25 protein-coding genes are annotated in these 24,542 nt (G+C 64.0%); 7 read left to right on the forward strand and 18 right to left on the reverse strand.

Annotated features, from left to right (window positions below; translation table 11 throughout):
- Together VFH65_RS15685 and VFH65_RS15690 are read right to left on the reverse strand one after the other, a co-directional pair.
- Positions 1 to 883 (reverse strand): ABC1 kinase family protein (locus VFH65_RS15685; RefSeq protein WP_353322648.1); only part of this gene is annotated, 883 nt, incomplete at its 3' end.
- Positions 870 to 2,234, reverse strand: a complete 1,365-nt coding sequence (locus VFH65_RS15690; RefSeq protein ID WP_353322649.1) for an ABC1 kinase family protein — start codon at positions 2,232 to 2,234, stop codon at positions 870 to 872. The genes VFH65_RS15690 and VFH65_RS15685, both read right to left, overlap by 14 nt.
- Positions 2,235 to 2,355: 121 nt before the next feature.
- Here VFH65_RS15690 and VFH65_RS15695 point away from each other — a divergent pair, with 121 nt between their 5' ends.
- Positions 2,356 to 2,952, forward strand: a complete 597-nt coding sequence (locus VFH65_RS15695) for a TetR/AcrR family transcriptional regulator (RefSeq protein ID WP_353322651.1) — start codon at positions 2,356 to 2,358, stop codon at positions 2,950 to 2,952.
- Here the strand turns inward: VFH65_RS15695 and VFH65_RS15700 are convergent.
- Both VFH65_RS15700 and VFH65_RS15705 read right to left on the reverse strand, forming a co-directional pair.
- A complete protein-coding gene (locus VFH65_RS15700; RefSeq protein ID WP_353322652.1) occupies positions 2,946 to 3,785 on the reverse strand; it encodes an SDR family NAD(P)-dependent oxidoreductase in 840 nt (279 codons plus the stop codon). The genes VFH65_RS15695 and VFH65_RS15700 overlap by 7 nt on opposite strands.
- A 17-nt stretch (positions 3,786 to 3,802) precedes the next feature.
- Positions 3,803 to 4,879 carry an NAD-dependent epimerase/dehydratase family protein gene (locus tag VFH65_RS15705; RefSeq protein ID WP_353322653.1) on the reverse strand — a complete coding sequence of 359 codons (1,077 nt, stop codon included), beginning with the start codon at positions 4,877 to 4,879 and terminating at the stop codon, positions 3,803 to 3,805.
- A gap of 103 nt (positions 4,880 to 4,982) precedes the next feature.
- Between VFH65_RS15705 and VFH65_RS15710 the strand changes: the two genes are divergently transcribed.
- Together VFH65_RS15710 and fadD12 are read left to right on the forward strand one after the other, a co-directional pair.
- Entirely contained in the window at positions 4,983 to 5,783 is an 801-nt protein-coding gene (locus tag VFH65_RS15710; protein WP_353322654.1) for a lysophospholipid acyltransferase family protein, read from the forward strand.
- Between the two features lie 5 nt (positions 5,784 to 5,788).
- Complete coding sequence (gene fadD12, locus VFH65_RS15715; RefSeq protein WP_353322656.1) at positions 5,789 to 7,396, forward strand: acyl-CoA ligase FadD12; 1,608 nt, start codon at positions 5,789 to 5,791, stop codon at positions 7,394 to 7,396.
- Here the strand turns inward: fadD12 and VFH65_RS15720 are convergent.
- The 7 genes from VFH65_RS15720 to VFH65_RS15750 form a co-directional block, all read right to left on the reverse strand.
- Complete coding sequence (locus VFH65_RS15720) at positions 7,393 to 8,826, reverse strand: WS/DGAT/MGAT family O-acyltransferase (RefSeq protein WP_353322657.1); 1,434 nt, start codon at positions 8,824 to 8,826, stop codon at positions 7,393 to 7,395. The two genes, fadD12 and VFH65_RS15720, sit on opposite strands and share 4 nt — an antisense overlap.
- 89 nt (positions 8,827 to 8,915) lie before the next feature.
- The gene (locus tag VFH65_RS15725; protein WP_353322658.1) at positions 8,916 to 9,572 is read right to left on the reverse strand and encodes a nuclear transport factor 2 family protein; all 657 of its coding nucleotides are present in this window, start codon (positions 9,570 to 9,572) and stop codon (positions 8,916 to 8,918) included.
- A gap of 213 nt (positions 9,573 to 9,785) precedes the next feature.
- Positions 9,786 to 10,622 carry a mycofactocin-coupled SDR family oxidoreductase gene (locus tag VFH65_RS15730; protein ID WP_353322659.1) on the reverse strand — a complete coding sequence of 279 codons (837 nt, stop codon included), beginning with the start codon at positions 10,620 to 10,622 and terminating at the stop codon, positions 9,786 to 9,788.
- Between the two features lie 34 nt (positions 10,623 to 10,656).
- On the reverse strand, positions 10,657 to 11,859 hold the full coding sequence (locus VFH65_RS15735; RefSeq protein ID WP_353322661.1) for a cytochrome P450: 1,203 nt from the start codon (positions 11,857 to 11,859) through the stop codon (positions 10,657 to 10,659).
- Between the two features lie 105 nt (positions 11,860 to 11,964).
- Complete coding sequence (locus VFH65_RS15740) at positions 11,965 to 13,044, reverse strand: dihydrodipicolinate reductase (RefSeq protein ID WP_353322662.1); 1,080 nt, start codon at positions 13,042 to 13,044, stop codon at positions 11,965 to 11,967.
- A gap of 2 nt (positions 13,045 to 13,046) precedes the next feature.
- A complete protein-coding gene (locus tag VFH65_RS15745; protein WP_353322663.1) occupies positions 13,047 to 13,847 on the reverse strand; it encodes an acyl-CoA thioesterase in 801 nt (266 codons plus the stop codon).
- Between the two features lie 49 nt (positions 13,848 to 13,896).
- Complete coding sequence (locus tag VFH65_RS15750) at positions 13,897 to 14,616, reverse strand: TetR/AcrR family transcriptional regulator (protein WP_353322665.1); 720 nt, start codon at positions 14,614 to 14,616, stop codon at positions 13,897 to 13,899.
- Positions 14,617 to 14,736: 120 nt separating this feature from the next.
- On the opposite strand from VFH65_RS15750, the gene VFH65_RS15755 reads away from it, so the two are divergent.
- Both VFH65_RS15755 and VFH65_RS15760 read left to right on the forward strand, forming a co-directional pair.
- Positions 14,737 to 15,912, forward strand: coding sequence for an acyl-CoA dehydrogenase family protein (locus VFH65_RS15755; protein ID WP_353322667.1), 1,176 nt, complete (start codon positions 14,737 to 14,739; stop codon positions 15,910 to 15,912).
- An 8-nt stretch (positions 15,913 to 15,920) separates the two neighbouring features.
- Positions 15,921 to 16,703: an enoyl-CoA hydratase gene (locus VFH65_RS15760; RefSeq protein ID WP_353322669.1), complete on the forward strand. Its 783-nt coding sequence runs from the start codon at positions 15,921 to 15,923 to the stop codon at positions 16,701 to 16,703.
- Between the two features lie 183 nt (positions 16,704 to 16,886).
- Here VFH65_RS15760 and VFH65_RS15765 read toward each other — a convergent pair whose 3' ends face one another.
- Genes VFH65_RS15765 through VFH65_RS15795 form a run of 7 tightly spaced genes read right to left on the reverse strand, consistent with a single transcriptional unit; the run spans position 16,887 to position 22,640 of the window.
- Positions 16,887 to 17,675, reverse strand: coding sequence for an acyl-CoA dehydrogenase family protein (locus tag VFH65_RS15765; RefSeq protein ID WP_353322670.1), 789 nt, complete (start codon positions 17,673 to 17,675; stop codon positions 16,887 to 16,889).
- Positions 17,676 to 17,701: 26 nt separating this feature from the next.
- Positions 17,702 to 18,814, reverse strand: coding sequence for an acyl-CoA dehydrogenase family protein (locus tag VFH65_RS15770; RefSeq protein WP_353322671.1), 1,113 nt, complete (start codon positions 18,812 to 18,814; stop codon positions 17,702 to 17,704).
- Positions 18,811 to 19,230 (reverse strand): nuclear transport factor 2 family protein, encoded by a 420-nt coding sequence (locus VFH65_RS15775; RefSeq protein WP_353322672.1) that lies wholly within the window; start codon positions 19,228 to 19,230, stop codon positions 18,811 to 18,813. The genes VFH65_RS15770 and VFH65_RS15775 overlap by 4 nt, the downstream gene beginning before the upstream one ends.
- Positions 19,214 to 20,437, reverse strand: a complete 1,224-nt coding sequence (locus tag VFH65_RS15780) for a metal-dependent hydrolase family protein (protein WP_353322673.1) — start codon at positions 20,435 to 20,437, stop codon at positions 19,214 to 19,216. The genes VFH65_RS15775 and VFH65_RS15780 overlap by 17 nt, the downstream gene beginning before the upstream one ends.
- Position 20,438: 1 nt before the next feature.
- On the reverse strand, positions 20,439 to 20,768 hold the full coding sequence (locus VFH65_RS15785) for a hypothetical protein (RefSeq protein WP_353322674.1): 330 nt from the start codon (positions 20,766 to 20,768) through the stop codon (positions 20,439 to 20,441).
- Complete coding sequence (locus VFH65_RS15790; protein WP_353322676.1) at positions 20,761 to 22,101, reverse strand: aromatic ring-hydroxylating oxygenase subunit alpha; 1,341 nt, start codon at positions 22,099 to 22,101, stop codon at positions 20,761 to 20,763. Before VFH65_RS15790 ends, VFH65_RS15785 begins: the two co-directional genes overlap by 8 nt.
- A 5-nt stretch (positions 22,102 to 22,106) precedes the next feature.
- Positions 22,107 to 22,640, reverse strand: coding sequence for a carboxymuconolactone decarboxylase family protein (locus tag VFH65_RS15795; RefSeq protein WP_353322678.1), 534 nt, complete (start codon positions 22,638 to 22,640; stop codon positions 22,107 to 22,109).
- 252 nt (positions 22,641 to 22,892) lie between these two features.
- Between VFH65_RS15795 and VFH65_RS15800 the strand changes: the two genes are divergently transcribed.
- A complete protein-coding gene (locus VFH65_RS15800; protein ID WP_353322680.1) occupies positions 22,893 to 24,185 on the forward strand; it encodes an amidohydrolase family protein in 1,293 nt (430 codons plus the stop codon).
- A 102-nt stretch (positions 24,186 to 24,287) separates the two neighbouring features.
- The coding region (locus VFH65_RS15805) for an acyl-CoA dehydrogenase family protein (protein ID WP_353322681.1) at positions 24,288 to 24,542 on the forward strand (255 nt) is incomplete at its 3' end.

Here is a 24,542-nt window from a genome sequence, read left to right on the forward strand (position 1 = left end):
TGAAGCGGTAGTTGCCGGGGTGGGGATCGGCGTGCACCAGGTTGGCGTGGCGGTGGTTGCCGTTGATGAATCGTGCGATCACTTCGGCCCAGGTGTTCTTCAGATCCTGGTCCGCTTGTTGTGCTGCGGTGTAGTCCATTCCGTCGAGGTAGGTCATTGTGAGCACCCGGTCACCGGATGCTTCGGAGATGACGGTGGGGATGCGGATGAATGGGTGACCGCGGTAGAGCTCGTTGAACGCGGCGATCATAGCGGCTTCGTGCCGGTAGTCGACCTCTTCGGAGATCCGCGCCGCCGCCTCGCGCGCCACGGTCCGGACATCGACCTTCATGCCTGAAGCCGCCATTGCAAAGCGCAAGAAGGTGGCCACCAATTCGGTGTTGGACAGGTCATCGCGGATTGCTTGGGCGACACCGGGATACTGGATTTTGGCCACAACGTCGCGGCCGTCGCGAAGCACGGCGCGGTGAACTTGCCCAATGGAGGCCGCCGCTATCGGCTCATCCTCGAACGAGGCGAAATGCTCAACGGCAGAGCCGAGTTCGGCGTCGAGGACTTCACGAACCAGGGCTGGATGCATCGGCGGAGCATCTGCCTGCAGCCGACTCATGGCCTTCTGATACGGAGCGAATCCGCCCGTGCCGAGCGCGCGAGCGTCGACCATCGACAGAATCTGGCCGGCCTTCATCAGTGCGCCCTTGGAGTGCCCGAGCAGTTCGGTGTAGCGCTCGGCGGTGCGTTCATGGAACCGTTCGACGGCTCCGTCCTGACCCGCCTTTTCCCGTAGCCCGGCAACAAGTCGGCCGCCGGCGGCGCGCGCTGTAAATCCCGCAAGCGGCATCGTCCGCCGGATGCGTCCGCGCGGAACTTCAGGGGTGGTCATGGTCATCCAAGGCTGACGGCAGACCGCGCTCTCGTACCCAGGCGTGGTGTAACTTTCCTAGCTCGGTAATGGGTTCCGCGACGCCGTCCATGTCGTCCGCGATCGCGCGGGCCGGCATAGTCGCGTGCAGGGCGCCGCACACATTGCTTACCGCAGTCTGAATACGTGGCGCGAAGGCGAGGTCGTCGGGTGCGGTCATGCGCGTCAACGGGTTGGCGGAGTCGAGACCGAACACCCAACGCGCGGTACGGGCCGGACTCTCGGGTGAATACGTCGCCGGTTGCGGCGCGACGATGATCTCGTAGAACACCTGCGACCAGAACCACTGCAGTTCCCCAGCCGTCAGTTCGGAATTGGCGGTGATGAAGCCGGCCTGCACCATGGCGGCACGAAGGTCGTCGGTGCGCCTCTCGATTGCGCAGCGCACGATGGCGACCGACGCTCGGCGCATGGATTCGGGCAGGATCTTCACGCAGCCGAAGTCGACGAAGCCGACCGTGCCGTCGGTATTGAAGCGGTAGTTGCCGGGGTGGGGATCGGAGTGCATGAGGTTGGCGTGCCGGTAGTTGGCGTTGCTGAATCGGGTGATGACCTCGGCCCAGGTGTTCTTCAGGTCCTGATCCGCCTGTTGTGCTGCCGCCCAGTCCATTCCGTCCAGGTAGGTCATCGTCAGAACCCGGTCACTGGATGCGGCGGGCACGACTTCGGGGATGCGGATGAACGGGTGATCGCGATAGAGGTCGTCAAAAGCCGCGATGTTGGCCGCCTCACGTCGGTAGTCGACCTCTTCGCCGATCCGAACCGTCAACTCGCGTGCCAGCTTCCGCGGATCGAACACCATCCCCGAGGCCGATGTTGCGAATCGTAGAAACGTCGCTACCAGTTCGGTGTTGGCCAAATCTGCGCGGATCGCCTGTGCCACTCCGGGATACTGGATCTTGACCACGACTTCACGACCGTCGCAAAGGACGGCTCGGTGAACTTGTCCAATGGACGCCGCCGCCATCGGCTCATCCTCGAACGAGGCGAAATGCTCAACGGCAGAGCCGAGTTCGGTGTCGAGTACGGCATGCACCAGTTCGGGAGCCATTGGCGGGGCATCGGACTGCAGCCGAGTCAGAGCCTCCTGGTACGGCGCAAATCCCCCCGAGCCGAGGCCGCGGGCATCGATCATCGAGATCATCTGGCCGACCTTCATCAGTGCACCCTTGGAGTGCCCGAGTAGTTCGGCGTAGCGCTCGGCCGTGCGCTCGTGAAACCGCTCGACTGCGCCGTCCTGACCCGCCTTGCCTTGCAGACCGGCAACAAGCCGCCCGCCGGCCGCGCGTGCCGTGAAACCCGCCAGCGGCATCGTTCGCCGTATTCGCCCACGCGGAACAGGGTTGTCTTGATGCGGCATGCTGCCTCCCGCCCCGACCCTGCGTGGTAAGTGATATCTTGATCAAGATAAGTGATCACTTGGGAGAGGTCAAATGTCAGTATCGGCGCCGACACGGGAACGACTGGTCACCGAGGCCATGCGGTTGTTCAGCGCGAAGGGCTTTGAGGCGACCAGCGTTTCGCAGATCGAAGCGGCAGCGGGATTGGCCGCGGGCTCCGGCGCGCTGTATCACCACTTCAGATCCAAAGAGGCGCTTCTGGACGCCGGCATCGATCGTCAACTGGACCGGCGGCGCGCCATGCACGACATCCGGACGCTGTTCGCCGGGCTCGACGACCTTCGCGCCGAACTCACCGTCCTCGGCCGGTACCTACTCTCCGTGGTTGACGAGGAGATCGAGCTACTGCAGATCGCCGCGCGCACTCCGGCAGGACGATCGGCGCGCCTCGACACCGCCTACGCCGCACTTGTTGATGGGCTCAACGCAGAACTCGCCGACTGGATCGCCGCATGGGCGCCGACGCTTGCCCGGCAAGACTGCGCTGTGCTGGCCGCACTCGGGGTCAACGGAATTCTCGGCGCCCGCTTCGCGACCAGCCTCTTCCACCAGCGCGAGGCGCGCGTTCCCGACGATCGCTACCTCACCGAATGGACTGCGTTGCTAGCCACGCGTATTCAAAGTCAGTGAGTCCAGCCCTCGGCGGCCTGGTCGTCGAAGGTGCGGTCGATGCGTTCGAATCTGCGCCGGATCGAATCGCGCGACGCACGGTGCGGAAGGACGTAGAGACGGTTCGCGAGGATCGCCTCGGTCGTCAGGCGCGCGACATCCTCGACGCGCAGCACCGAGTCGTCATCCGGCGCGGATGCCAGCTGTTGAACGGTCTCGGCCTCCGAGTGGGCCGGGCCGTAGTCCGCGCTTCGCACGCGTTCGGTGTTGGCGAGCAGGTTGGTTTCGACGATCATCGGGCACAGCACCGTGACGCCGATACCGTCCGGCCTCACCTCGCGCGCAAGCGTCTCGGCGAGCGCGACGACGCCGTACTTGGCCACGCAGTACGGGCCAAGTCCGACATTGGGAATCAGCCCCGCGAATGACGACGTGAACACCATGTGGCCACCGTCGCCCTGGGCGATCAGCCGCGGCAGGAACGCCTCGACGCCGTGGATGGGTCCCCATAGATCGACGTCGATGACAAACCGCCAGTCGTCGTGGGTGGTCTCCGTGATCGGTCCGGCGTACGCGATGCCCGCGTTGTTGAACACCACGTGCACGGCGTCGAGAAGCCGGAAGGCCTCATCGGCCAGCGCGCTGACGTGGTCGAGCTTTCGGACGTCGCACACGACGCCGTACGCGTCGACCCCATCGCTGCGCAGCTGCGCGACCGCGTCGTCCAGCGCGGACTGATCGATGTCTGCCAGCACCACGCGCGCGCCACGGCGGGCGAACTCTTTGGCGGTCGCCAAACCAATCCCGTTGGCACCGCCGGTGATGACCGCTCCGCGCCCTTCGAAACTCTCCACGGCGCGAACACTATGTCCTAGGAGCGGTCGTAGGGCCCATCCGGGGCGGGTTCGCCCAATTTCGCCCGTATTGCGCCCCACGGATCGGCGTACTGACCGGGCGCCTTCCAATACGCCGACCGGCGCTTGAGAACCGCCCTTGCGATCGGTGCCGCCGGCCGCAGCAGGTGACGAGTCCACCCGGCCGCATCGCGCATCTCCTCGAGCATCTCGGGCCACGAATGATGCTGGAATGACAGCGCCTGTTGCGCCCGCGCGGCGTCCATCCAATCCGTGACGAACCACGCGTCGTCGTCGTCCGGATTACCTGGCCGGCCCGCCGGCAGAGCACCGGCGAGCCCGCGTGCCGCAGCCAACGCTGCGCCGACATCGCCTTGCCTCAACTTGTGCGAATCATCGCCGGCGATCAGGAGAATTTCACGTGCGACGTCTGCGGTGGTCGCCGCCGCGAACGCGGCCGCGACGTCGCGGACGTCGACGGTGTGGATGCGTCCGTCGGTCGGCAACACGCTCTCGAAGTACAGCGCGTCGGTTGAGAACGGTATGGCCTTCGGGTCGACGCTGATCACGCCGCCGACTCGCAGGACCACCCATTCCAGGCTCGACGCCCGCACTTGTTCTTCGGCTTCCAACTTGGTAGCGCTGTACAGATCCACCGCCCGCGGCGGGGTGTCCGCACGGACCGGACCGTTGTTGCGGTGCGGGTTGCGAGAACCGTAGACGGCGCTGCTTGACGCCTGCACAAAGCGCGGGGGGTTGGGCATTGCCTCTGCGGCGCGCACCAACTCCTTGGTCGCACCCACGTTGACCTTCTTCGCGAGCTTCGCGTTGCGGTAGATCGGCGGAGGGATGACCGCAGCCAAGTGGATGATCGCTGCAGGGGACACCTCGGCGAGAAGGCGGTCGACCGCGGCTGGGTCTGTCAGATCGGCCCATCGGGCGTCGACCCCGTCGGGCAGCCCCTCTGCCTTCGTAACGTTGGCAGGAGTGTCGAGATCGGCTGCAACCACGGTGCGGCCCTCGGCCGCCAGGTGCGCGACCGTTGCCGATCCCACCAGGCCGAAGCCACCCGTGACGAGCACAGTGTCGGACATGAATCTCCTGAAACTATGACGTTCTCTTTTTCGGAGAGTATCATATCCGCTGGTTAGGCCCACATCAGGTTTGGGCGGGGGCGAGATGCGGAACAGGCATTAGATGAGCAGAGCGGATCAGCCTGAGGTCGCCAAGTGGGATCCCGGGTTTACCCGGCAGATCACAAGCTGGGTGGGCCCAGTCATCAAGCGGTACTTCCGCGCCGAGGTCCGCGATCTGGATCGCCTCCCGCCCGCCGGTGGTGCACTCGTGGTGTCCAACCATTCGGGCGGCATGTTCACCCCCGATGTGCTGATCTTCGCGCCCGCGTTCTACGAGAAGTTCGGCTTCGACCGACCCGTGTACACCCTCGCCCACTATGGCGTGTTCATTGCCAACGTCGGTGACTGGTTGCGCCGCGCGGGCGTCATCGAGGCGAATCGCGAGAACGCCGCCAAGGCGTTGCGGGACGGTGCCGTTGTGCTGGTCTTCCCCGGCGGCGACTACGACTCGTACCGGCCAACCCTGACAGAGAACGTCATCGACTTCGGCGGACGCACCGGCTACGTGCGCACCGCCGTCGAGACCGGCGTGCCGATCGTGCCATTGGTGTCCATCGGGGGTCAGGAAACCCAATTATTCTTGGCGCGAGGCGATTCCATCGCACGCCGCCTAGGTCTCAAGCGGGCACGAATCGAGATCCTGCCAATCAGCATCGGCTTTCCCTTCGGTCTGAGTGTCATCTTGCCGCCGAACCTGCCGCTGCCCGCGAAGATCGTGACCCGGGTGCTGGAGCCCATCCACATCGCCGCGCAGTTCGGAGAGGATCCGGACGTCGATGAGGTCGACCTTCATGTGCGGGCGGTGATGCAGGCCGCCGTCGATGAGCTTGCCCGCGAACGCCGGTTCCCGGTACTGGGTTGACGGCCATGGCGGACGCTCTTGGGCTACTGCAAACACTGTGGCGGGCAAGGCTGATCGCACCGCTTCGGCCTGACAAGTATGTGCGTATGGGTGCCGCTGTGCGCCGTGTCGGGATGACGGCAACGGTCGGCTTCGCGACCGCTGCGCAGCGGTGCCCGGATCGCCCGGGCTTGATCGACGAGCGCGGGGAGCTGACCTGGAAGGAACTCGACGACCGATGTGACGCGCTCGCGGTGGCATTGCAGGCCATGCCACGCGGTGCGCCGAAAAGTGTTGCAGTGATGTGTCGTAACCATCGCGGCTTTGTCGAGGCGCTGGTGGGATCCAACAGAACGGGTGCCGACGTATTGCTGCTCAACACCTCCTTCGCGGGGCCTGCCTTGGCGGAGGTGGTGACGCGGGAGGGCGCGGACGTCGTGATCTACGACGACGAGTTCACCGGGATCGTCGACACCGCACTTGCCGACATGCCCGACGCGACGCGGATCATCGGCTGGACTGATGAACCCGGCGGGGAACTGACCCTCGACAAGCTCATCGAGTCCCACGCAGGCCGGCGCCCGCGACCCAGTGAACGCAAAAGCGACATCATTCTTCTCACGTCGGGGACCACAGGAACACCGAAGGGCGCCAAGCGATCCGAAGGCAGCGGCGACGCGGGCGACCTGAAAGCGGTTCTCGATCGCACTCCGTGGCGAGCAGAGGAGGCTACGGTCATCGTGGCGCCGATGTTTCACGCATGGGGTTTCTCCCAGTTGCTGTTCGCGGCGTTGCTGGCGTGCACGATCGTCACCCGCCGCAAGTTCGACCCGGAAGCCACTCTGCAACTGATCGACCGGCATCGGGCGACCGGGCTGGCCGTCGTCCCGGTGATGTTCGACCGAATCATGGAGCTGCCCGACGACGTGCGAAACCGCTACAGATGCAAGTCATTGCGGTTCGCCACAGCGTCGGGCTCACGGATGCGGCCCGACGTGGTGACCAAGTTCATGGACCAGTTCGGCGACGTCATCTACAACAATTACAATGCCACCGAGGCGGGCATGATCGCGACCGCCACCCCCGCCGATCTCCGATTGGCACCCGATACCGCAGGAAAGCCCGCCGCCGGCACCGAGATTCGCATCCTTGACGAGAGTTTCCGTGACCTGCCGATCGGAGAGGTCGGCCAGATCTTCGTCCGCAGCGGCACATTGTTCGACGGCTACACATCGGGAAAGACCAAGGATTTCCACCAAGGATTCATGGCGTCGGGGGATATGGGATATCTCGACGAGGCCGGACGACTGTTCGTGGTGGGCCGCGACGACGAGATGATCGTCTCGGGAGGCGAGAACGTCTACCCCATCGAGGTCGAGCAGGCATTGATGGCCCATCCGGAGGTGGCTGAAGCGGCGGTGATCGGTGTCGACGACGAGCAGTACGGCCAGCGATTGGCGGCCTTCGTGGTGCTGGAACAGGGCGCGTCGGCCACGGCAGACACGCTGAAGCAACACGTGCGCGACAATCTCGCCAATTACAAAGTGCCGCGCGAGATCACGGTTCTCGAGGAGCTACCCCGCGGCAGTACCGGGAAGGTACTGCGCAAGGATCTGCGCGCGCACCTTGACTAACCGGCCGCACTCGCCGGGGCCATCGCGGTACCTACGGGCGTGAGACCGGGAAGTCCGGCGGCGCGCCGGATCTCAGCGAGTCCGTGGAGCATCGCGTCTGTCGCCTCGTGTACGTCGTTGAAGGTGCGGTCGTCGGACAGCACCGAGATGTCGACCTGGTCCACATAGCTCCACACGGTCATGTTGAAGGCGCTGCCGGGCGACAGCACGCCGATGGAGTAGATCTCGCTGACAGTGGCTCCTCCGAGATGTCCATACTCGCGGGGTCCCGGCACGCTGGACACCGCGACGTTCATGATCCTGTTGTGAGCGGCGCGTTTTGACTGCCATCGGAACAACGCAGGTGCCAGCGGCGGCGGAAGATAGTCCATCATCCGCCCGTGCAACGTCGGGCCGAGGAGTTCGTTGTCCTCCTTGGCGCGTGCGGTGGCCAGCGACGTCAGTCGCACGCGTTCCAGCGGGTCGTCGATGTGTACCGGCAACGAAACCGCCAATCCACTGATTTCGTTGCCGGTGATCCGGTCTTGTGACGAATCGGTGCTGACGGGCACGGACGCCAGGATCGGCTGGTCGGCCCTGCCGTCGTAGCGCAACAGCAGCTCTCGCAGGCCCCCAGCCGCCATCGCCAGCACGACGTCGTTGAATGTGATCCCGAGGCATTTTGAGGTCTCCTTGACATCGGCAAGCGACAGCGACGCTGTCGCGAACGTCCGCACGGGGGAGACCACATGGTTGACGAATGTCGGTGGTGTCTTGAACATCTTGGCCATCTCGGGGGAGTGGCTGCGCTCCCGTGAACGCCGCCGGAGCCGCGAGATCCCACGTACGGCATCCTTCATCAAACCCGGCAGGGCGGCGACATGTTCGGCGTTGTCGCGTGCGGCCGCCCGCAACAACTCCGCCTTTGACGGCGGGTCGCAGGTTTCGTAGTCGTCGCGTTCGTCCTGCGCCGATCCGGCCAGATCCATCAGCCGGGCAAGGAGATTGGCCGAGGCGACCCCGTCGGCCAGCGTGTGGTGCACCTTGCCGATCAGTGCGAACCGCTTGTCGGCCATGCCCTCGGCGAAATGAAACTCCCACAGCGGGCGGTTGCGGTCCAGTGGCGTGCTCGCTATCTGGCCGATCACCTCATCGAGCTCGCGACGGCCGCCCGGGCTGGGTATGCGCACGCGGCGCAGGTGATAGTCCAGATCGACAGGGCAGTTCTCCAGCCACATCGGATGGTGCAGTTTCCACGGGATGTCGACGAGCTGGTAGCGCAGCGGGTCGAGCAGGTGCAGCCGACGCTGGATCGTCCGACGGAACAGATCAAAGGTGAACTCGCCGTCGAATTCGGCGGCGTTGACAATCGCCACTTTGAGCGTGTGGGTGTGCAGGTTCGGCGTCTCGCTGTACAGGAGCATGGCGTCCATGCCGTTGAGTCGCTTCACGTCCCCACCCCATTCGCGGTCAACGGTTCTATCGAACCACCGACCCGCGGCGATCGGGCCGTTTCGGGGAAGGGGTCAGGCGTTGACGGCTACTGCCCGGTGGCCGCTTTGACCTTGGCTACGACGTCAGCGAGTGGAGCGTCCGCCTGGATCATCGTGCCGTCGGGATTGGTCAGATCGAAGCGGGTGCGGGTGAGCTTGGAGTACTTGACCACCCACTTGCCGTTGACCTTTGTATAGCGATCGCTGTAGTGGCCGTAACCGTGCACCCCGAGAGTGCCGCCGAAGACGAGCACATCCTCCATCGTCCACAGGGCCTCGGCAGTCGTCGCGGACGTCAGCTTGACATGCGGGTCGTAACCCTGATGGTGCGTAGTGGCGCCACCGAGCGTGAGCTGTAGGAACGCGATGAACGGGTCCCTGCCAATAAGGATGGGCCCGGCGCTGCACGTGGTGTCCACCGTGACGTCGGGAGCGAGGAGTTCGCGCAGAGCGGTCCAGTTCTTCGCATCGACGTTCGAGAAGTAGCTTGCCTTGAGCTGCTTGATCGCATCGACCTCGGCGCCCGAGTCGTCCCCGGGCGACGAGAACCCACACAGAAGCGAGGTCGGCGCCGGCTGGGCGTTGGCGATCGAGACGCCGACGCCACCCAGCATTATTGTCGCCGCGCTTGACGCCATAGCGGCGCGCAGCATCTGTCGCGCGCCTGATCGGGCCAAGAACCGACGGTTAATTGCTACAGGCATATCGCTTCTCCTCATTGAGTGTGAATCGGCAGGACAAAGCGGCACGGGTGGTCGAGTCCGTGCAGAATTCGATCATCGATCATCGATCATCGATCACCGGCGCCTCGGGGCATCGACGATGACGGCGCCGGTCTTGGGCGGTCCTACCGGGTGAAGCTAGCGCCCGAGGACCGCCGGATATTCAAGCGGCAGAACCGCGGTGGTGACGTCGCGCTACTTGAGGCAGCTGCCGCCGTCGACCGGCAATGTGACACCGGTGATGAAACGTGCCTCGTCTGAGGCGAGGAACAACACCGCGTTGGCGATGTCCTCGGGCTCCACCCAGCCGATCGGCAGCGTGTGCATCAACTGCCCGACCACCTTCATATCGTCGGGGCCCGGGTTCTCCAGGTCGGGACGGAACAGCTTCATCGTCGGCTCGTTCATGAACAACGGGGTGTTGACGTTGGTCGGGTGAACGGAGTTGACCCGAATGTTGTGCTGGCCCAACTCGACTGCGAAAGTCCGCATCAGGCCCACCACACCGTGTTTGGCGGCTACGTAGTGGCCCGTATGCGGATAGGCCTTGAGGCCGCCGACCGAGCTGGTCAGAATGATCGAACCGCCGCGGCCGCCTTCGAGGATGTGCGGGACACCGGCCTTCACCGACTTCCACACGCCTCCGAGGTTGACGTCGATCATGTCGGTCCAGTCGCCTTCGCTGGTCTTGTCCAGCGTCTCGCCGCCATTGCCGATGCCGGCGTTGGCGACGATGATGTCGAGCCTGCCCATTTGCTCGACACCGGTATCCACCGCGGCCTTAAGCGCGTCGTAGTCGCGGACATCGACCTCGGCGGTGTAGATGCGGCGGTTGTGGCCCTTCACCAGATCGGCGGTCTCGGCCAGATCCTCGGGTGTGGACAACGGAATTCGAACGCTGTCGATCTGTTTACAGATGTCGACGGCGATGATGTCTGCGCCCTCTTGGGCCAGCCGAACCGCGTGCGCCCGCCCCTGGCCGCGTGCCGCGCCGGTGATGAACGCGACCTTACCTTCAACACGTCCCGTCATGATCTACCTCAATTCCTTACTGTCAGAAGCGGTTTTAGTTGATGAATGCGGGCATTTCGTCCCATCCCCGCACGGTCGACGTTGGGGACAACGCCGCGTTGTCGAGATCGACCTCCCACTCGGGGAATCGCTTGAGGATCTCCTCGAGCGCGATGCGTCCCTCGAGGCGCGCCAGCGCCGAGCCGAGGCAGTAGTGGGTGCCGACGCTGAAAGCCAGGTGCTGACGCGCCACCCGGTGAATGTCGAAACCCTCTCCGTCGGGAGGGAATTGACGGTGATCGCGGTTGGCGGCGCCGATCAACATCAACATCACGCTGCCCTCGGGAACTGTCTGGCCGTAGTACTCGACGTCGCGGTTCACGTAGCGCGCCACGTGCGGCGCGGGTGGTTCGTAGCGCAGCAGCTCCTCGATTGCCTGAGGTATCAGCGAATGGTCCTCGGCAAGTGCGCGGCGCTGATCGGGGTGCTCGGCCAGTACCTTGCCTGCCCAGCCGATCAGCCGCGTGGTGGTCTCATTCCCCGCTCCGGCAACGACATTCACATACAGAAGCAGCTCGTCGCGGGTCAGCCGGCGCGTTATGCCCGTTTCGTCCTCGAATTCGACGTTGAGCAGCTCGGTCATGATGTCGTCGGAGGGGTTGTCGGCCCGCCAGTCGATGTAGTCGGCGAAAATCGATCCGTCATCGAAACCCTCGGACGCTACCTTCAGGGGCTTACCCGCCTCGGTGCGCATGGTCGCGTTCGAGTGGTCCCGGATTGCTTCCTGGTCCTCTTCGGGGATGCCGAGCAGTAAACCAATCACCCGCATCGGCATCTGCGCGCCGAAGTCCTTGATGAAGTCGAACTTGCCGGAGCCGACGATCGGGTCCAAGCTGCGCGCGCAGTACTCACGAATCTTGGGCTCGAGTGCCATGATCTTGCGCGGGGTGAACATCCGGGCAAGCAGCTTGCGATGGATGTCGTGGATCGGGGGGTCTTCGAAGATCAGCGTTCCTGGCGGAATCTCCATGTCGGCCTTGATGATCTCGAGGATCGCACCCCTGCCGGAGATGAAGGTCTTGTTGTCGACCAGTGCCTCGTCGACGTCGGCGAACCTGCTGATCGCGTAGAAGTCGTGTTGCGCGTTGTAGTACAGGGGTTGCTCTTCACGCAACCGGCGAAACATCGGATAGGGATCGGCGTTGAGGTCCACGTCGTAGGGGTCGAAGTGGACATCACTTTCTGCACTGATCGTCACGGCGCTACCTCTCGCTGGACCAGCCTCGTAAGACATATGGCTATCATTTGTCTCACAACTCTGTCATCGGCTACGCGCGGGTGTCAATGGTCAACTCATTTCGAACTATTTGTACTCTCCGCTTAGAAGAACCTTATTCTCGTCTAGCGCGGTGACGACCTGGGGTAGGTCGAACGTGGTGTGGATTCCTGGGCCGGCCGAGCACACGTACGGAAGAGCATTGACCGCGCGGTTGGCGGTGTAGGCCGGCGTCACGGCAGCCATTCGATCCAGCGGTATCGGCATGCGGATGTCGACCTCCAGCGGCGCGTCGCCGTCGACCGACACGTGCCAGCCGGTGTCGCGAACATCCCATGCGGGCTCGAAGTCGGTCGTGCAGTACCAGGTGGCACGGAACTGCAGAAGTGTCTTGCCCGCACGGAGGCCGGCAATCGTAATTCGTTGGGCGGCAGTACTTCCCGCGGGCAGTGTGCCCGCCGCGATCGTCGTGTCCGTGCTGGCCGTCGCCAGCTCACCGCTGGCCTCCACGGCGTCCAGCGGCAGCCCGATCGCGTCCGCGACGAGCCGAAGTGACGGCCCGAAACTGGACCGCAGGTAATCAGCGCGAAACTGCTCGAACACGCCGGCGGGACGGCCGAAACCCATCACGTCGAACAGCAGTTCCGGCGAATTGCGTTGCGACAGATCGGCATACTCGTCGATTGTGAGGCCGTCGATTCGTCGCTGAATCGACGTCAAGACCAAGGGAATGGCCTCGGTGATGAAGCCGGGACTGCTGCCGGTGCTGTGAATTGATGCGCCGCCGAGGTCACACGCCCTCTGGACTTTCGCACCGATGTCGGGGTCCAAGGATGGCGGATGGTGGAAGGTGCCACAGGTCGTCACGACGTTGATGCCCGACGCGAGCAGTCGGCACACCTCGGCGAGGTCGAGGACGCTCGGCATGTACAGCACGCAGTCCGGGCGGAGATCCACGATGTCGTCGAGGCTGTTGGTGGTCATGACGCCAGTGGAGGTTGTACCGCACAACTCGCCGGCGTCGCGGCCAACCTTGTCTACGCCGTGGACGTAGACACCTGCCAAGACCATGTGCGGGTGTTCGATGATCGCGCGCAGCGCGTAGCGGCCGATGGTACCGGTCGCCCACTGGACTACGCGGTAACGCAAGGGGTTTGGCTCCGTCACAGTCAGCTCGCAAATCGCAGGAGTGCTTCTTGCCCATACGAGGCGACCAGGGTGCCGTCCTCGGTGATGACGTCGCCGCGACCGAAGCAGCGGCCGTGGGCCAACAGGGGACTGTGCTGGCGCAGCAGCAACCAAGTGTCGGTTCGAAACGGCCGGTGGAACCACACGGTGTGCGAGGTGACAGCCGAGGTGAATGTGGTGCCATTGCCTCGCTGGCTGGCGCCGTCGATCGGACGCAGTGCGGTGCCGATGAGAGTGAGGTCGGTGGCGTATGCGGCGAGCGCGGGCGCCAGGTCGGGCGTGGTGGGCGGGGTGCGCATCCAGAACTCGAACTGCGGTGGCCCGGTGGCGGTCGCGTTGAGGTCGACGACGGCACGGGTCTCCCAAGGAATCAAGTCGAGCGAAACCCGATACTCGGGGCCGAGGAGGGCGGGACTCTCGGCGATGTCCTGATGCTCAGGTCCACCCTCGCTGGCATGCATGCTGATCGAGGACGCGGCCACGACGCCGCGACTCTGCCGTGCGGTGATCGTCAGCGCGGCGAAGGACCGGCCTTCGTGGTTGCGCGTGAGCTCATATCGAATGGGTTCGTTGGCGCGGCCCTCCCGCGCGAATACGGCGTGTTGCGACTTGACGGCCTTATCGGGGCAGGTCAGCGATGCGATCCGGAGAAACTGCGCGAGGAGCTGGCCGCCGAACACCCGGTGGTATTCCAGCTGTTGATTGCGGCCCACGAACGTGAATCCGTCGGGTTCCGCAGCGAGATCGAGGCAGCCGAGAAGATCGGCCCATAGGTCGGGCACACATCAAAGTGTAAGGGACGTTCTACGTCGGCGAGAATGTAATTCTCAACTAGCTGGCGGCGAATCCGTGACTGCAGAAGTCCCAGACTTCGTCCGCCGTGATGGGATGTATGGTCCCGTCCCCAGCCTCGCCACTGGACTGTGCGACGAACATGACCGTCTGCATCGTCATAGCCGCCATCCGCTTCGGGTTGATGCCGGCACGCAGTTGACCTGCAGCGCTGGCCTCTTCCATCAACTCCGTGAGCAGCGAAAGCAGCGGTGCGTGGGCGACCTTGACCTCGGACGGATGAGAAACCAGTAGGCGCGGTGCGAAGTCGGTGAACAGCGGCCGTTTCGCCGTCGGGTCCGGGCGCGAGGACTCAAACAACAGCTCGATCGCGACTTTGAGGCGCTCGATCGGCTTGTCCTGGGTGGTGGTCGCGGCGCGAATCTGCTCGGCCGAACGGCTCAGCGCGTCTTCGAACAGGGCCAGCAACAGCTCGTGCTTGCCGTCGAACTGCAGGTAGAAGCTTCGCAATGATTGCCGTGACCGGTCGACGACCTCTTGGACGGTGAAGTCTGTGCTTCCCTTTTCAATAATGATCGCTTGGGCGGCGTCGAGAAATCGCTGAACGCGTTGGGCCGCCCGGAGCTTCGCGGTCTTGATCGATCGCTCGACCGCGCGCTGCTTCCAGGCGGGTTCTTCGCTGGGACTGGTCACCGGTGGCTCAGACGCAGGCCGAGTGGGGAAAACATGAACCGACTGTACCGGAGATCGCCTTGGCATTGCGGTCCTCGACCCCCTCGCGGCCAACGTGTCAGAGATTGTAACTTTCTCATCATGAGAATAGTATTCTCATTTTGTTGATAACAGAAGTCCTTCGACTTTTCTTCCTGCGGGAGTGCTGTGCAGCTGACCTTCGATTCTGACGTCGAGGCCTTCCGCGCGGAGTTCGTCGCTTTCCTCGATGAACACCTCCCGTCCGACACCGAAGCCCTCGAGCGCTCGCGGTCCAGCAGTCACATACCGCAATGGGCACGCCACTGGCAGCGGCTCATGTTCGATCATGGCTGGCTTTTGCCCGGGTATCCGCCTGAGTTCGGGGGGCGAAACGCGACGATCCTGCAGCAGTACGTCCATCAAGAGGAACTGGCCCGCCGGCGGGCATACCTCACATTCAATCCGCAGGGCGTCGGCATCATCTCGGCCTCGTTGATCTCCTTCGGAACGCCCGAGCAGCGGCGTCGGTGGGCGGTTCCGATCCTGCGGGCCGAGATGACGGCATCGTTGGGAATGAGCGAGCCGGGCGCCGGGTCTGACCTCGCGTCGCTGCGCACGAAGGCAGTCCTGGATGGCGAGAACTTCGTTGTCAACGGGCAGAAGGTGTGGACGTCGGGCGCCCATGACGCCGACGTCTTGCTGACCTTTGTTCGCACCGATCCGAATGTCCCTAAGCACAAGGGCATCAGCGTGCTGATGATCCCCACCGATCTTCCCGGCGTGGTGCGACGACCGTTCGCGTCGGTATGCGATCCAGGCGATCTGGACTTCAACGAGGTGTTCTTCAACGACGTCCGTGTGCCGGCTGAGAACCTGATCGGGCCGCTCAACGAGGGTTGGCGGGTGGCCAGCGGATCACTCGGGCACGAGCGGAACATGTTGTGGCTCAGCTATGCCGACCGCCTCCAGGAACTCGTCGAGGATTTTCGTCCCTCCTCTGTCCTCGATCGTGACCGGTACGCCACGCTGGTGATGGACAACCAGGCGCTGCGTCTGCTCGGATCGGTGGCGCTGGCCCGCGCGGCGCGCGGTGAGGAGGATGTGCACGCCCTGTCCGTGCTCAAACTTTTCGGCTCGGAAGCCTCGCAGACGGCAGCCGAACACGCGCTGGCCTCGGCGGGCGCCGAAGGCCTGGCGCACCCGAGCATTTCGGGCCGCTACAGCGCGCTCAACCTCGACGCCTACGTGAGCGGATGGTTCGAGCGCTATGTCCGTTCCTTCGGCGGGACCATCGCCGGCGGCACCTCTGAAATCCAACGCAACATCATCGCTCAGCGATTGCTGGGCCTGCCCCGAAATTAAGGACTGCCGTGTACATCGACTACGAGGTCGCCGACCGCATCGCGACCATCACCCTCAACCGGCCCGAGGCCGCCAACGCCCAGAATACCGAGCTGCTCGACGAACTCGACGCCGCTTGGACCCGCGCCGCCGAGGACAATGACGTCTCGGTGATCGTGTTGCGCGCCAACGGAAAACACTTCTCTGCCGGCCATGACATCAGGGGCGGTGGACCGGTGCCCGACAAGGTCACGCTCGAGCTCATCATCCAGCACGAGGCCAAGCGCTACCTCGAATACACCCTGCGCTGGCGCAACGTGCCGAAGCCATCAATCGCCGCGGTCCAGGGCCGGTGTATTTCCGGCGGCCTGCTGCTGTGCTGGCCCTGCGACCTCATCATCGCCGCCGACGACGCGCAGTTCTCCGACCCAGTGGTGCTCATGGGCATCGGCGGCGTCGAATACCACGGCCACACCTGGGAATTGGGACCCCGCAAGGCGAAGGAGATCCTCTTCACGGGTCGGGCGATGACCGCGGACGAGGTGCTCAGCACCGGCATGGTCAACCGGGTCGTGCCTCGCGACCAGCTGGATAGCGAGACGAGGGCATTGGCTGAGCAGATCGCCAAGATGGCGCCGTTCGCGTTGCGCCAGGCCAAGCGCGCCGTCAATCAGACCCTCGATGTGCAGGGTTTCTACGCGGCCATCCAATCCGTGTTCGACATTCATCAGACCGGCCATGGCAACGCGCTGAGCGTCAGCGGGTGGCCAGTGTTGGTGAACCTCGACGAGATGAAGGCCAACATCAAGTAGGTCACCCCTGCGCAAGCGTGCGTGTTTACGGCCGACGCGCCGCAGAATCAGCGAACTTTGCGCACGGTCACCATCCGCGAACGTGCGCGAAGTGCCGTGCTGTGGCGGCGTGTCTGCCAACTGGGCCCACCGCTTGCGAGGGGAACACGCACGTCCCCATCTTCGCGTGGGCCCACGCGGTAGTTAGAGGTCGGCCAGGCGGGGGGCTGAGCCGCGGGCCCGCAGCCCTGCTCCGGCCTTCCGCGTGAGTTCCCTTGAGCTGCCGAGCAATCCGTCAAGCACGAAGGCCCGCTTCACATGCTGGTGCAGGTCGTGCTCGGCGGTGAAGCCGATGCCGCCGAGCACCTGCTGGCAGTGTTTGGCCGCGGTCAGCGCGGCCTTGCCCGCGGCGGCCTTTGCGAGCATTGCGGTCAGGTCGGGGTTGTCAGTCCCCGGCAGGGTCAGAGTCGCCTCGGCGCCCTCGATGGCCACCAGCGTCTCGGCCAGCCGGTGCCGGACCGCCTGGAACGACGCAATCGGCTTGCCGAACTGGACTCGGTCCAGCGCATGCTGGCGGGCGAGGGTCAGCATCGCCCTGGCCGAACCGACCAGCCACCACCCCACGGCGCGGCGGGGCTCGCCCATCCGCATCAGCTCGCCGTCGGGAACCCGGCGCAGCGGAAGCCCGCCAAGCGTCGGCTCCGTGCCCGCCGTTCGTTCCCACACCACCCAGCCGCCGCCGGAGTACGGCATCGGCGGGGTTCCGCCGGGCAATCCGCCGATGGTCTCCAGCACCACATCGTTGAGAACCGAAGCGTGCGAACCGGTTTCGCCAAGGAGTCGGAACACCAGCGGTATCGCCAGATCGGGCATGTCGGACAGCATGTCGGCCCAGCCCAGATCGGCCAATGCCGCATCCAGCTCAGCGCCGGACGTCGACAGCATCGTCTTGCGCAGACCAGCTTCGAGCAATTCGAGTGACTCTGAATCCATTGCTGGACCTGATTGCGGGGCCAACTTCACTCCTTCCCGAGGTCCAGCAGGCGACGCGCGATGATGTTGCGCTGCACCTCGGCGGTGCCGCCGTAGATGGTGGCCGCCCGCGAATACAGGAACTCGGTGCGCCAAGCTGTGTCGTCAAGTTCGATTAAGCCGGGCATCAGATCGCGTGCGGTGTCGTAGAGCCGCTGTTCGGCACCGGCGAGCAGCACCTTGTCGATCGAGGTGTCCGGACCCAGCTTGTGACCGTCGGCCAGCCGATGCTGGGTGGCCCGGGACCGGCACCGCAGGGTGTGCAGGGCCAGATACGCCTCGCCCAGATCCGAGTCGACGGCCTGGCCGACTCTTTTGACGTCACCGATCAGCGCGTCGAAACGGGAGTACAGGTAGGCGATGCGCTGCCAGAAGCAGGTCGAGCGTTCGTACGGCAGCAGATCCATCGCCAGCCGCCAGCCGTCACCGGGCTTGCCAAGCATCCGGTTCGCGTCGACCGCCACGTCGTCGAAGTACACCTCGCAGAACTCGTCGACATCATGCATGGTGCGCAGCGGGCGCACAGTGATGCCGGGAGTGTCGACGTCGACGAAGAACGCGGTGATCGCCTCATGGTTGGGAATATCCGCATCACCGGTGCGGGTGAGCAGGATGCACCGGTGCGAGTACTGGGCGAAACTTGTCCACACCTTCTGGCCGTTGATGATCCACTGGTCGCCACGCTGCACGGCACGGGTGGTCAGCGATGCCAGGTCGCTGCCCGAGCCCGGCTCGGAAAACCCTTGGCACCATTGCTCTTCGCCGCTGAGCAGTTTCGGCACCATCTCCGCGGCCAGCTCAGCAGCCGCGTAGTCGATCATCGTCGGCGCAAGTACTTCAAGCATCGAATACGGTCCCGGCTCGGCGAGCCGGCGGCCGACGACTTCTTCGCCGACGATGGCCCGCAGCATTGCCGGACCGCCAAGTCCGCCGGCGTGCTCGGGCCAGCCGTAGCGACTCCAGCCGGCGTCGTAGAGCGCACGTTGCACCCTCGCGAACTGGCGCATGTGTCCGGAAAGCGTTTCGTCACCGGGCGGCGGGGTTAGGTCGTTCTCATCGAGCCATGAACGCAGGTCCGACCGGAACTCGGCGACGTTCATGCAGGAGGTCGGCCGATGGCGTGCGGCCGCCCGTGGTCGTGGTCGCCGCTTCTTCGGATAAAGGTCATGGCCCTGGTCTTCAGCCGCCAGCCCTCGGCGGTGCGGACGTAGTTGTCGCGGTAATACCCGATGCGCATGTCATGCTGCGAATGCTCGATGAAGCACAGCGGCTGCGTACCCGTCGCCGTATCGCCGTCGAGGTCGACCAGCGCGGTCCCCGTCATGAAGAGGCCCTTAGGCGCGGCGTCGACGAGCACGGGAAAGCGTTCCAGCGCATAGGTTTCACCGAAAGCGCTGTAGGTGCCGTCGGGAGTGAACACCGAGACGAGGCCCTCGATGTCGCCTTGGGTGATGGTCACTGCGTACTTCGCGAGGAGCTGCTGGATCTCCACGATGTCATCAGTTCTTGTTGACATAGACCCTACCTCCCTTCATTACAAAACATACGTTCTGTGTAACGCTGATGTCCAGTAACGGATCGGCAGGCACCGCGATGATGTCCGCGAGGTAGCCCTCGGCGATGCGGCCGAGATTGGGTTTGTTGATCAGGTCCGCCGCGACGACCGTCGCCGCGCGTAGCACCGCTGCCGGCGGCATGCCCCATTCCACGAGAGTCACCAGTTCGTCGGCGTTGCGGCCATGCGGAATCGCCGGTGCGTCGGTGCCGACGGCGATCTTCACGCCCGCTTCGTAGGCGGCCTTGATCGACGTGCGCGCCTTCGGAAACATCTCGGCGGCCTTGTCCTGCAACTCTTTTGGGGCCTTGGAGACATCCATCGCCTCGGCGAGCCGCCGCGTGGTGACCAGGAATCGGTCGTTGTCGACGAGCATCTTGATCGCCTCGTCGTCCATCAGGAAGCCGTGCTCGATACAGTCGATGCCGCACTCCACGGCATGTTTGACCGCCTCGGCGCCGTGGGTGTGCGCGGCGACCCGCAGCCCCCGCCGATGCGCCTCGTCGACAATGGCCCGCAACTCCTCGTCCGAATAGTGTTGCGCGCCTGCCTCTCCGGTCATCGACATGACACCACCTGAGCAGCAGACCTTGATCAGCTGGGCACCGTGCTTGATCTGGTACCGCACCGCCTTTCGGATTTCGTCGACACCGTTGGCGATGCCCTCCTCGACGGTCAGCTCGAGCACGCCCGGCATGAACGCGGCGAACATCGTCGGGTCCAGATGGCCGCCTGTCGGCGTGATCGCATGGCCGGCGGGCACCACCCGCGGGCCCTCGATCCAGCCGGCGTCGATCGCCTTGCCGAGTGCGACGTCGAGCAGGTAACCGCCTGTCTTGACGAACAATCCGAGGTTGCGCACGGTGGTGAAACCCGCGCGCAGTGTGCGTCGCGCATTGCCGACGGCGCGCAGCACCCGTGTCGGGGGATCGTCCTGAACCTGCGACAGGCCGGGGTTCTCCCCGCGCCCGCCCATCAGCAGGTTGACCTCCATGTCCATCAGGCCCGGCAACAGGATGGCGTCGCCGAGGTCGATCACCTCCGAGCCCTCCGGAGTGTCGCCACCCACGCCGACGATCTTGTCGCCGTCGACATGGATGACTCCCGGTCGGACGATTTCGCCTGCGTCGACGTCGACCAGACCCGCCGCTCTGAGGGTCAATGGCACGTCAGACCACCGGCTCCTTGATCAGTTCGATGTACGCCGCGCCGCTGTCGAGCACGCGGGGCTGCTTCCACACCTCGACGGGGAAGCTCACCATGACGATCGACTGCCCGAGGTGCACAAGCGCCTTGGCATCGTCCGGCATGCCCTTGAGCGGGAAGCGCGCGTCGACGTAGACCATGATGTCCTCGAGACGCGCCATGCCGGCGTCGTAGAGCTCCTGCATCTCGGCCATCGTCGAGTTCAGCCGCTTCTGGTAGCGCTCCTCTTCGGTGGGCAGGCACCAGTCACTGAACTTCTCCAGATCGGCGAATTCTTCTGGCAGTTTAGACATTTGCGTGATCCTTCTCGCCGACTTTCGTGCTCGACTGACCGTTGGTTCCGTTCAGGCTGGCCTTGTACCTGTCGACGTACTTGTGTGCCGTCTTGTGCAGGTGGCGAAGCAAGATCTCCTGATCGCACAGCGGGAAGTCGGTAACGACCCGGGTGCCGATCTGCGTCTGGGTGGCCTCCAAAGTGTTCGCGTCCTGGAACGCGTACTCCTTGAATGTCACGGCGGCCAGTTCCTGGGAGAGCCGCTCACGGAGGTTCTTCGGCGGCACGAAGTAGAGGTCGGCCTCGAAGATGTGCTTGTCCACCGCGGTCGGCCAGTAGTTGTACGTGAGGTACCAACCCGGCGCCCAGAACAATAGGGTGAAGTTGGGGAAGAACTCGAATGAGTCAGTGCCCCAGCTCTTGTGGCGGCCCGGGTTGATGGCCGGCGGCAGTTCGTCAGGCAGGATGCCCTTGATGTCGGGGCGGTCCCACGGCCCGAACAGGCCGCTGTGCAGGATCCGCTCGATGGGCTTGACCATACTCAGGTCCTTGGGCGGTGACATCCCACCCCAGGACGACACCATGGAGTGGTCGCCCTTGATGTCATACGCGAGTGCCTCGAAGCCGAATTTTGCCAGCTTCTCGGCCTCCTCCTTCTCCGCCTGCTTCATGTGCAGGATCGGCGCGTGGTAGAACTCGATGAACGCGTCGATGAACAACTTCCAATTCGCGTTGACGTCCGACCGGTAGCTGTAGTGCTCCGTCATCTCGTGGAAGGGATATCCCTCGAGTCCCTTGCCGAAGTCGCCTAGGTAGTCGGTAAGCGGTTCGGCGTCTTTGTCGAAGTTGATGAAGATGAAGCCTTCCCACACCTCGCAGCGCACAGGGACGAGTCCGTAGTCCGCCTTGTCGAGATCGAAGAACTCACCCTCCTGCTGGACGAACGTGAGATCACCCTCGAGGCTATATCGCCACGCGTGGTACTTGCAGGTGAACTGGCGGCACGTGCCCGACACCTCCTCACCCGGGTAGTCGCTCCACACCAGCTTGTTTCCGCGGTGACGGCATTGGTTGTAGAAGCACCGGACGATCTCGACACCGTCTTTTACATCCTTGACGATGATCACCGACGTGCCGGGTCCGACCGATGGCATCTCGCGGGTGAAATAGCTGCCCTTCTTGGGCAGCCGCTCGACGCGGCCCACCTTGAGCCACGTCTTCTTGAAGATCGCCTCCTGCTCCAGCTTGAAGTGCTCCGGATCGATGGAGTCCTCGTAGTTGATCGGCGCCGTGCCGAGTTCTGGCCAGTTCTCAGTCCAGCTACCAGCCGCCGGTTTCGGGAAAAATGCCACGGTTGTTACCTCTCCTCCTGGTCGGGTTCTACGCCAAAGGTGTTGATAGCCATGGCGAGTGCGCCATAGCAGCCGATCGTGAAGACGAGGTCCATGCGCTGACGCTCGTCAAGATGGTCGGACAGGACCGCCCAGGTCTCGTCCGAGATGTTCGACTTGTCCTGGAGTTCGTCGACGGCATGCAGGACCGAGCGGTCCAGATCATCGGCCGCCTCACCGCGCTGGATGCCGTCGATGACGTCGTCGGTCAGCCCGACCTCGCCGCCCATGCGGACGTGGTGACGCCACTCGTACTCGCAGTGATGTAGGTGTGCCACCCGGAGCACCGCGAGCTCGCGCAGGCGCGGCGGCAGGGTCGACGAGAACAACAGGTGATTGTTGAAGCGGAGGAACGCACGAGTCAGCTTGGGGTGACGGACCAGCGTCGCCAGAAGGTTGCCGGCTTGCTCGGGGTTCCGGCGCTCCTCGGGCAGCATGCCGGACAGCGCGTGGTCGACCTTGTCGTCCCACTCGTCCGCCGGCAGTGGTGATACCCGCACAGCCCTCTCCTCTCCCCGACGAGAATCAGGTTCTCATATTTCGCCAATAGGTTTCCACCTTTTGCGCGGATGGTCAATGCACGGCGCCAGATCCGCCGGTCACCGGCCTGCCCGCCGGGAGGCAACGGTGCTGCCAGATGGCCCTAGGCTAGCTATCGGACATTGATTCTCGTACGGTGAGAAGATAGTTTCCTCACACAGAGAACATTAGCGATTCACGGGGGCCGGGGACCTTCGACGAAAGGAACAGGCATGAACAAGGACGACATGATCCTGATCAGCGTTGATGATCACATTGTTGAGCCGCCGGATATGTTCAAGAACCACTTGCCCAAGAAGTACATCGATGATGCACCGCAGTTGGTGCACAACCCCGATGGTTCGGATACCTGGCAGTTCCGCGACATTGTGATTCCGAATGTCGCGCTGAACGCGGTGGCGGGCCGGCCCAAGGAGGAGTACGGCCTGGAGCCGCAGGGTCTGGATGAGATCCGGCCGGGCTGCTGGCAGGTTGATGAGCGGGTCAAGGATATGAATGCCGGCGGGATCCTCGGGTCGATGTGTTTCCCGTCGTTCCCCGGGTTCGCGGGCCGGTTGTTCGCCACCGAGGACCCCGAGTTCAGCCTGGCGCTGGTGCAGGCCTACAACGACTGGCATGTCGAGGAGTGGTGCGGGGCCTATCCGGCGCGGTTCATTCCGATGACGCTGCCGGTGATCTGGGATGCCGAAGCGTGTGCCACGGAGGTGCGGCGCAACGCCAAGCGTGGCGTGCATTCGTTGACGTTCACCGAAAACCCCGCCGCAATGGGTTATCCGAGCTTCCACGATGACTACTGGACGCCGCTGTGGGAGGCGCTGGTGGACACCGACACCGTGCTCAACGTGCACATCGGCTCGTCGGGGCGGCTGGCGATCACCGCGCCGGATGCACCGATGGACGTGATGATCACCTTGCAGCCGATGAACATCGTGCAGGCCGCCGCGGATCTGTTGTGGTCCAAGCCGGTCAAGAAGTACCCCGACCTCAAGATCGCCCTGTCCGAGGGCGGCACCGGGTGGATCCCCTATTTCTTGGAGCGAGCGGATCGCACCTATGAGATGCATTCGACGTGGACGGGTCAGGACTTCAAGGACCAGAAGCCCTCAGAAGTGTTTCGGGATCACTTCTTGACCTGCTTCATCTCTGATCATGTCGGGGTGCAGCTGCGCAACGATATCGGTATCGACAACATCTGCTGGGAAGCCGACTACCCGCACAGCGACTCGATGTGGCCTGGGGCCCCCGAACAGCTCGACGAGGTGCTCACCGAGCACAACGTGCCCGATGACGAGGTCAATAAGATGACCTTTGAGAACGCCATGCGGTGGTATCACTGGGACCCGTTCACCCACATCACCCGTGAACAGGCCACCGTCGGCGCGCTGCGCAAGGCCGCCGAAGGACACGACGTGTCCACTCAGGCTCTCAGCAAGCACGAGCACGGCGGCGCCAACTTCGCCGACTTCGCGGCGAACGCCAAGGAGTTGACCGGCAACAAGGACTGAGTCGTACTTTTGGTCAGTGCGCCGGTGCGGAAGGACCGTTTACGCATCGGCGCACTGGTTTGTGCGAGTTGAGACCAGAGGGGAGCACTAGTGCCCGGCGGGATGAGTTTCGAACTGACCGAGGATCAGGAGCTGATCCGCAAGTCCGTCGCTGAGCTGGCGGGCAAGTTCGACGACCACTACTGGATGGAGAAAGACCAGGCCCACGAATTCCCCCAGGAGTTCTACGACGCCATCGCCAAGGGCGGCTGGCTCGGCATGACCATCCCGGAGGAGTACGGCGGCCACGGCCTCGGCATCACCGAGGCGACGCTGCTGCTCGAGGAGATCTCGCGCTCTGGGGCAGCGATGAACGGC

It is taken from the genome of Mycobacterium sp., from assembly GCF_035697385.1.
Taxonomy (GTDB): Bacteria; Actinomycetota; Actinomycetes; order Mycobacteriales; family Mycobacteriaceae; genus Mycobacterium.

Bases quoted from the DNA above. Each gene is read 5' to 3' on its own strand.
- VFH65_RS15690 (WP_353322649.1), bottom strand. From the start codon at position 2,234: ATGCCGCTGGCGGGTTTCACGGCACGCGCGGCCGGCGGGCGGCTTGTT.
- VFH65_RS15695 (WP_353322651.1), top strand. From the start codon at position 2,356: ATGTCAGTATCGGCGCCGACACGGGAACGACTGGTCACCGAGGCCATG.
- VFH65_RS15705 (WP_353322653.1), bottom strand. From the start codon at position 4,879: ATGTCCGACACTGTGCTCGTCACGGGTGGCTTCGGCCTGGTGGGATCG.
- VFH65_RS15710 (WP_353322654.1), top strand. From the start codon at position 4,983: ATGAGCAGAGCGGATCAGCCTGAGGTCGCCAAGTGGGATCCCGGGTTT.
- fadD12 (WP_353322656.1), top strand. From the start codon at position 5,789: ATGGCGGACGCTCTTGGGCTACTGCAAACACTGTGGCGGGCAAGGCTG.
- VFH65_RS15725 (WP_353322658.1), bottom strand. From the start codon at position 9,572: ATGCCTGTAGCAATTAACCGTCGGTTCTTGGCCCGATCAGGCGCGCGA.
- VFH65_RS15730 (WP_353322659.1), bottom strand. From the start codon at position 10,622: ATGACGGGACGTGTTGAAGGTAAGGTCGCGTTCATCACCGGCGCGGCA.
- VFH65_RS15750 (WP_353322665.1), bottom strand. From the start codon at position 14,616: ATGCCAAGGCGATCTCCGGTACAGTCGGTTCATGTTTTCCCCACTCGG.
- VFH65_RS15765 (WP_353322670.1), bottom strand. From the start codon at position 17,675: ATGGATTCAGAGTCACTCGAATTGCTCGAAGCTGGTCTGCGCAAGACG.
- VFH65_RS15770 (WP_353322671.1), bottom strand. From the start codon at position 18,814: ATGAACGTCGCCGAGTTCCGGTCGGACCTGCGTTCATGGCTCGATGAG.
- VFH65_RS15775 (WP_353322672.1), bottom strand. From the start codon at position 19,230: ATGTCAACAAGAACTGATGACATCGTGGAGATCCAGCAGCTCCTCGCG.
- VFH65_RS15785 (WP_353322674.1), bottom strand. From the start codon at position 20,768: ATGTCTAAACTGCCAGAAGAATTCGCCGATCTGGAGAAGTTCAGTGAC.
- VFH65_RS15800 (WP_353322680.1), top strand. From the start codon at position 22,893: ATGAACAAGGACGACATGATCCTGATCAGCGTTGATGATCACATTGTT.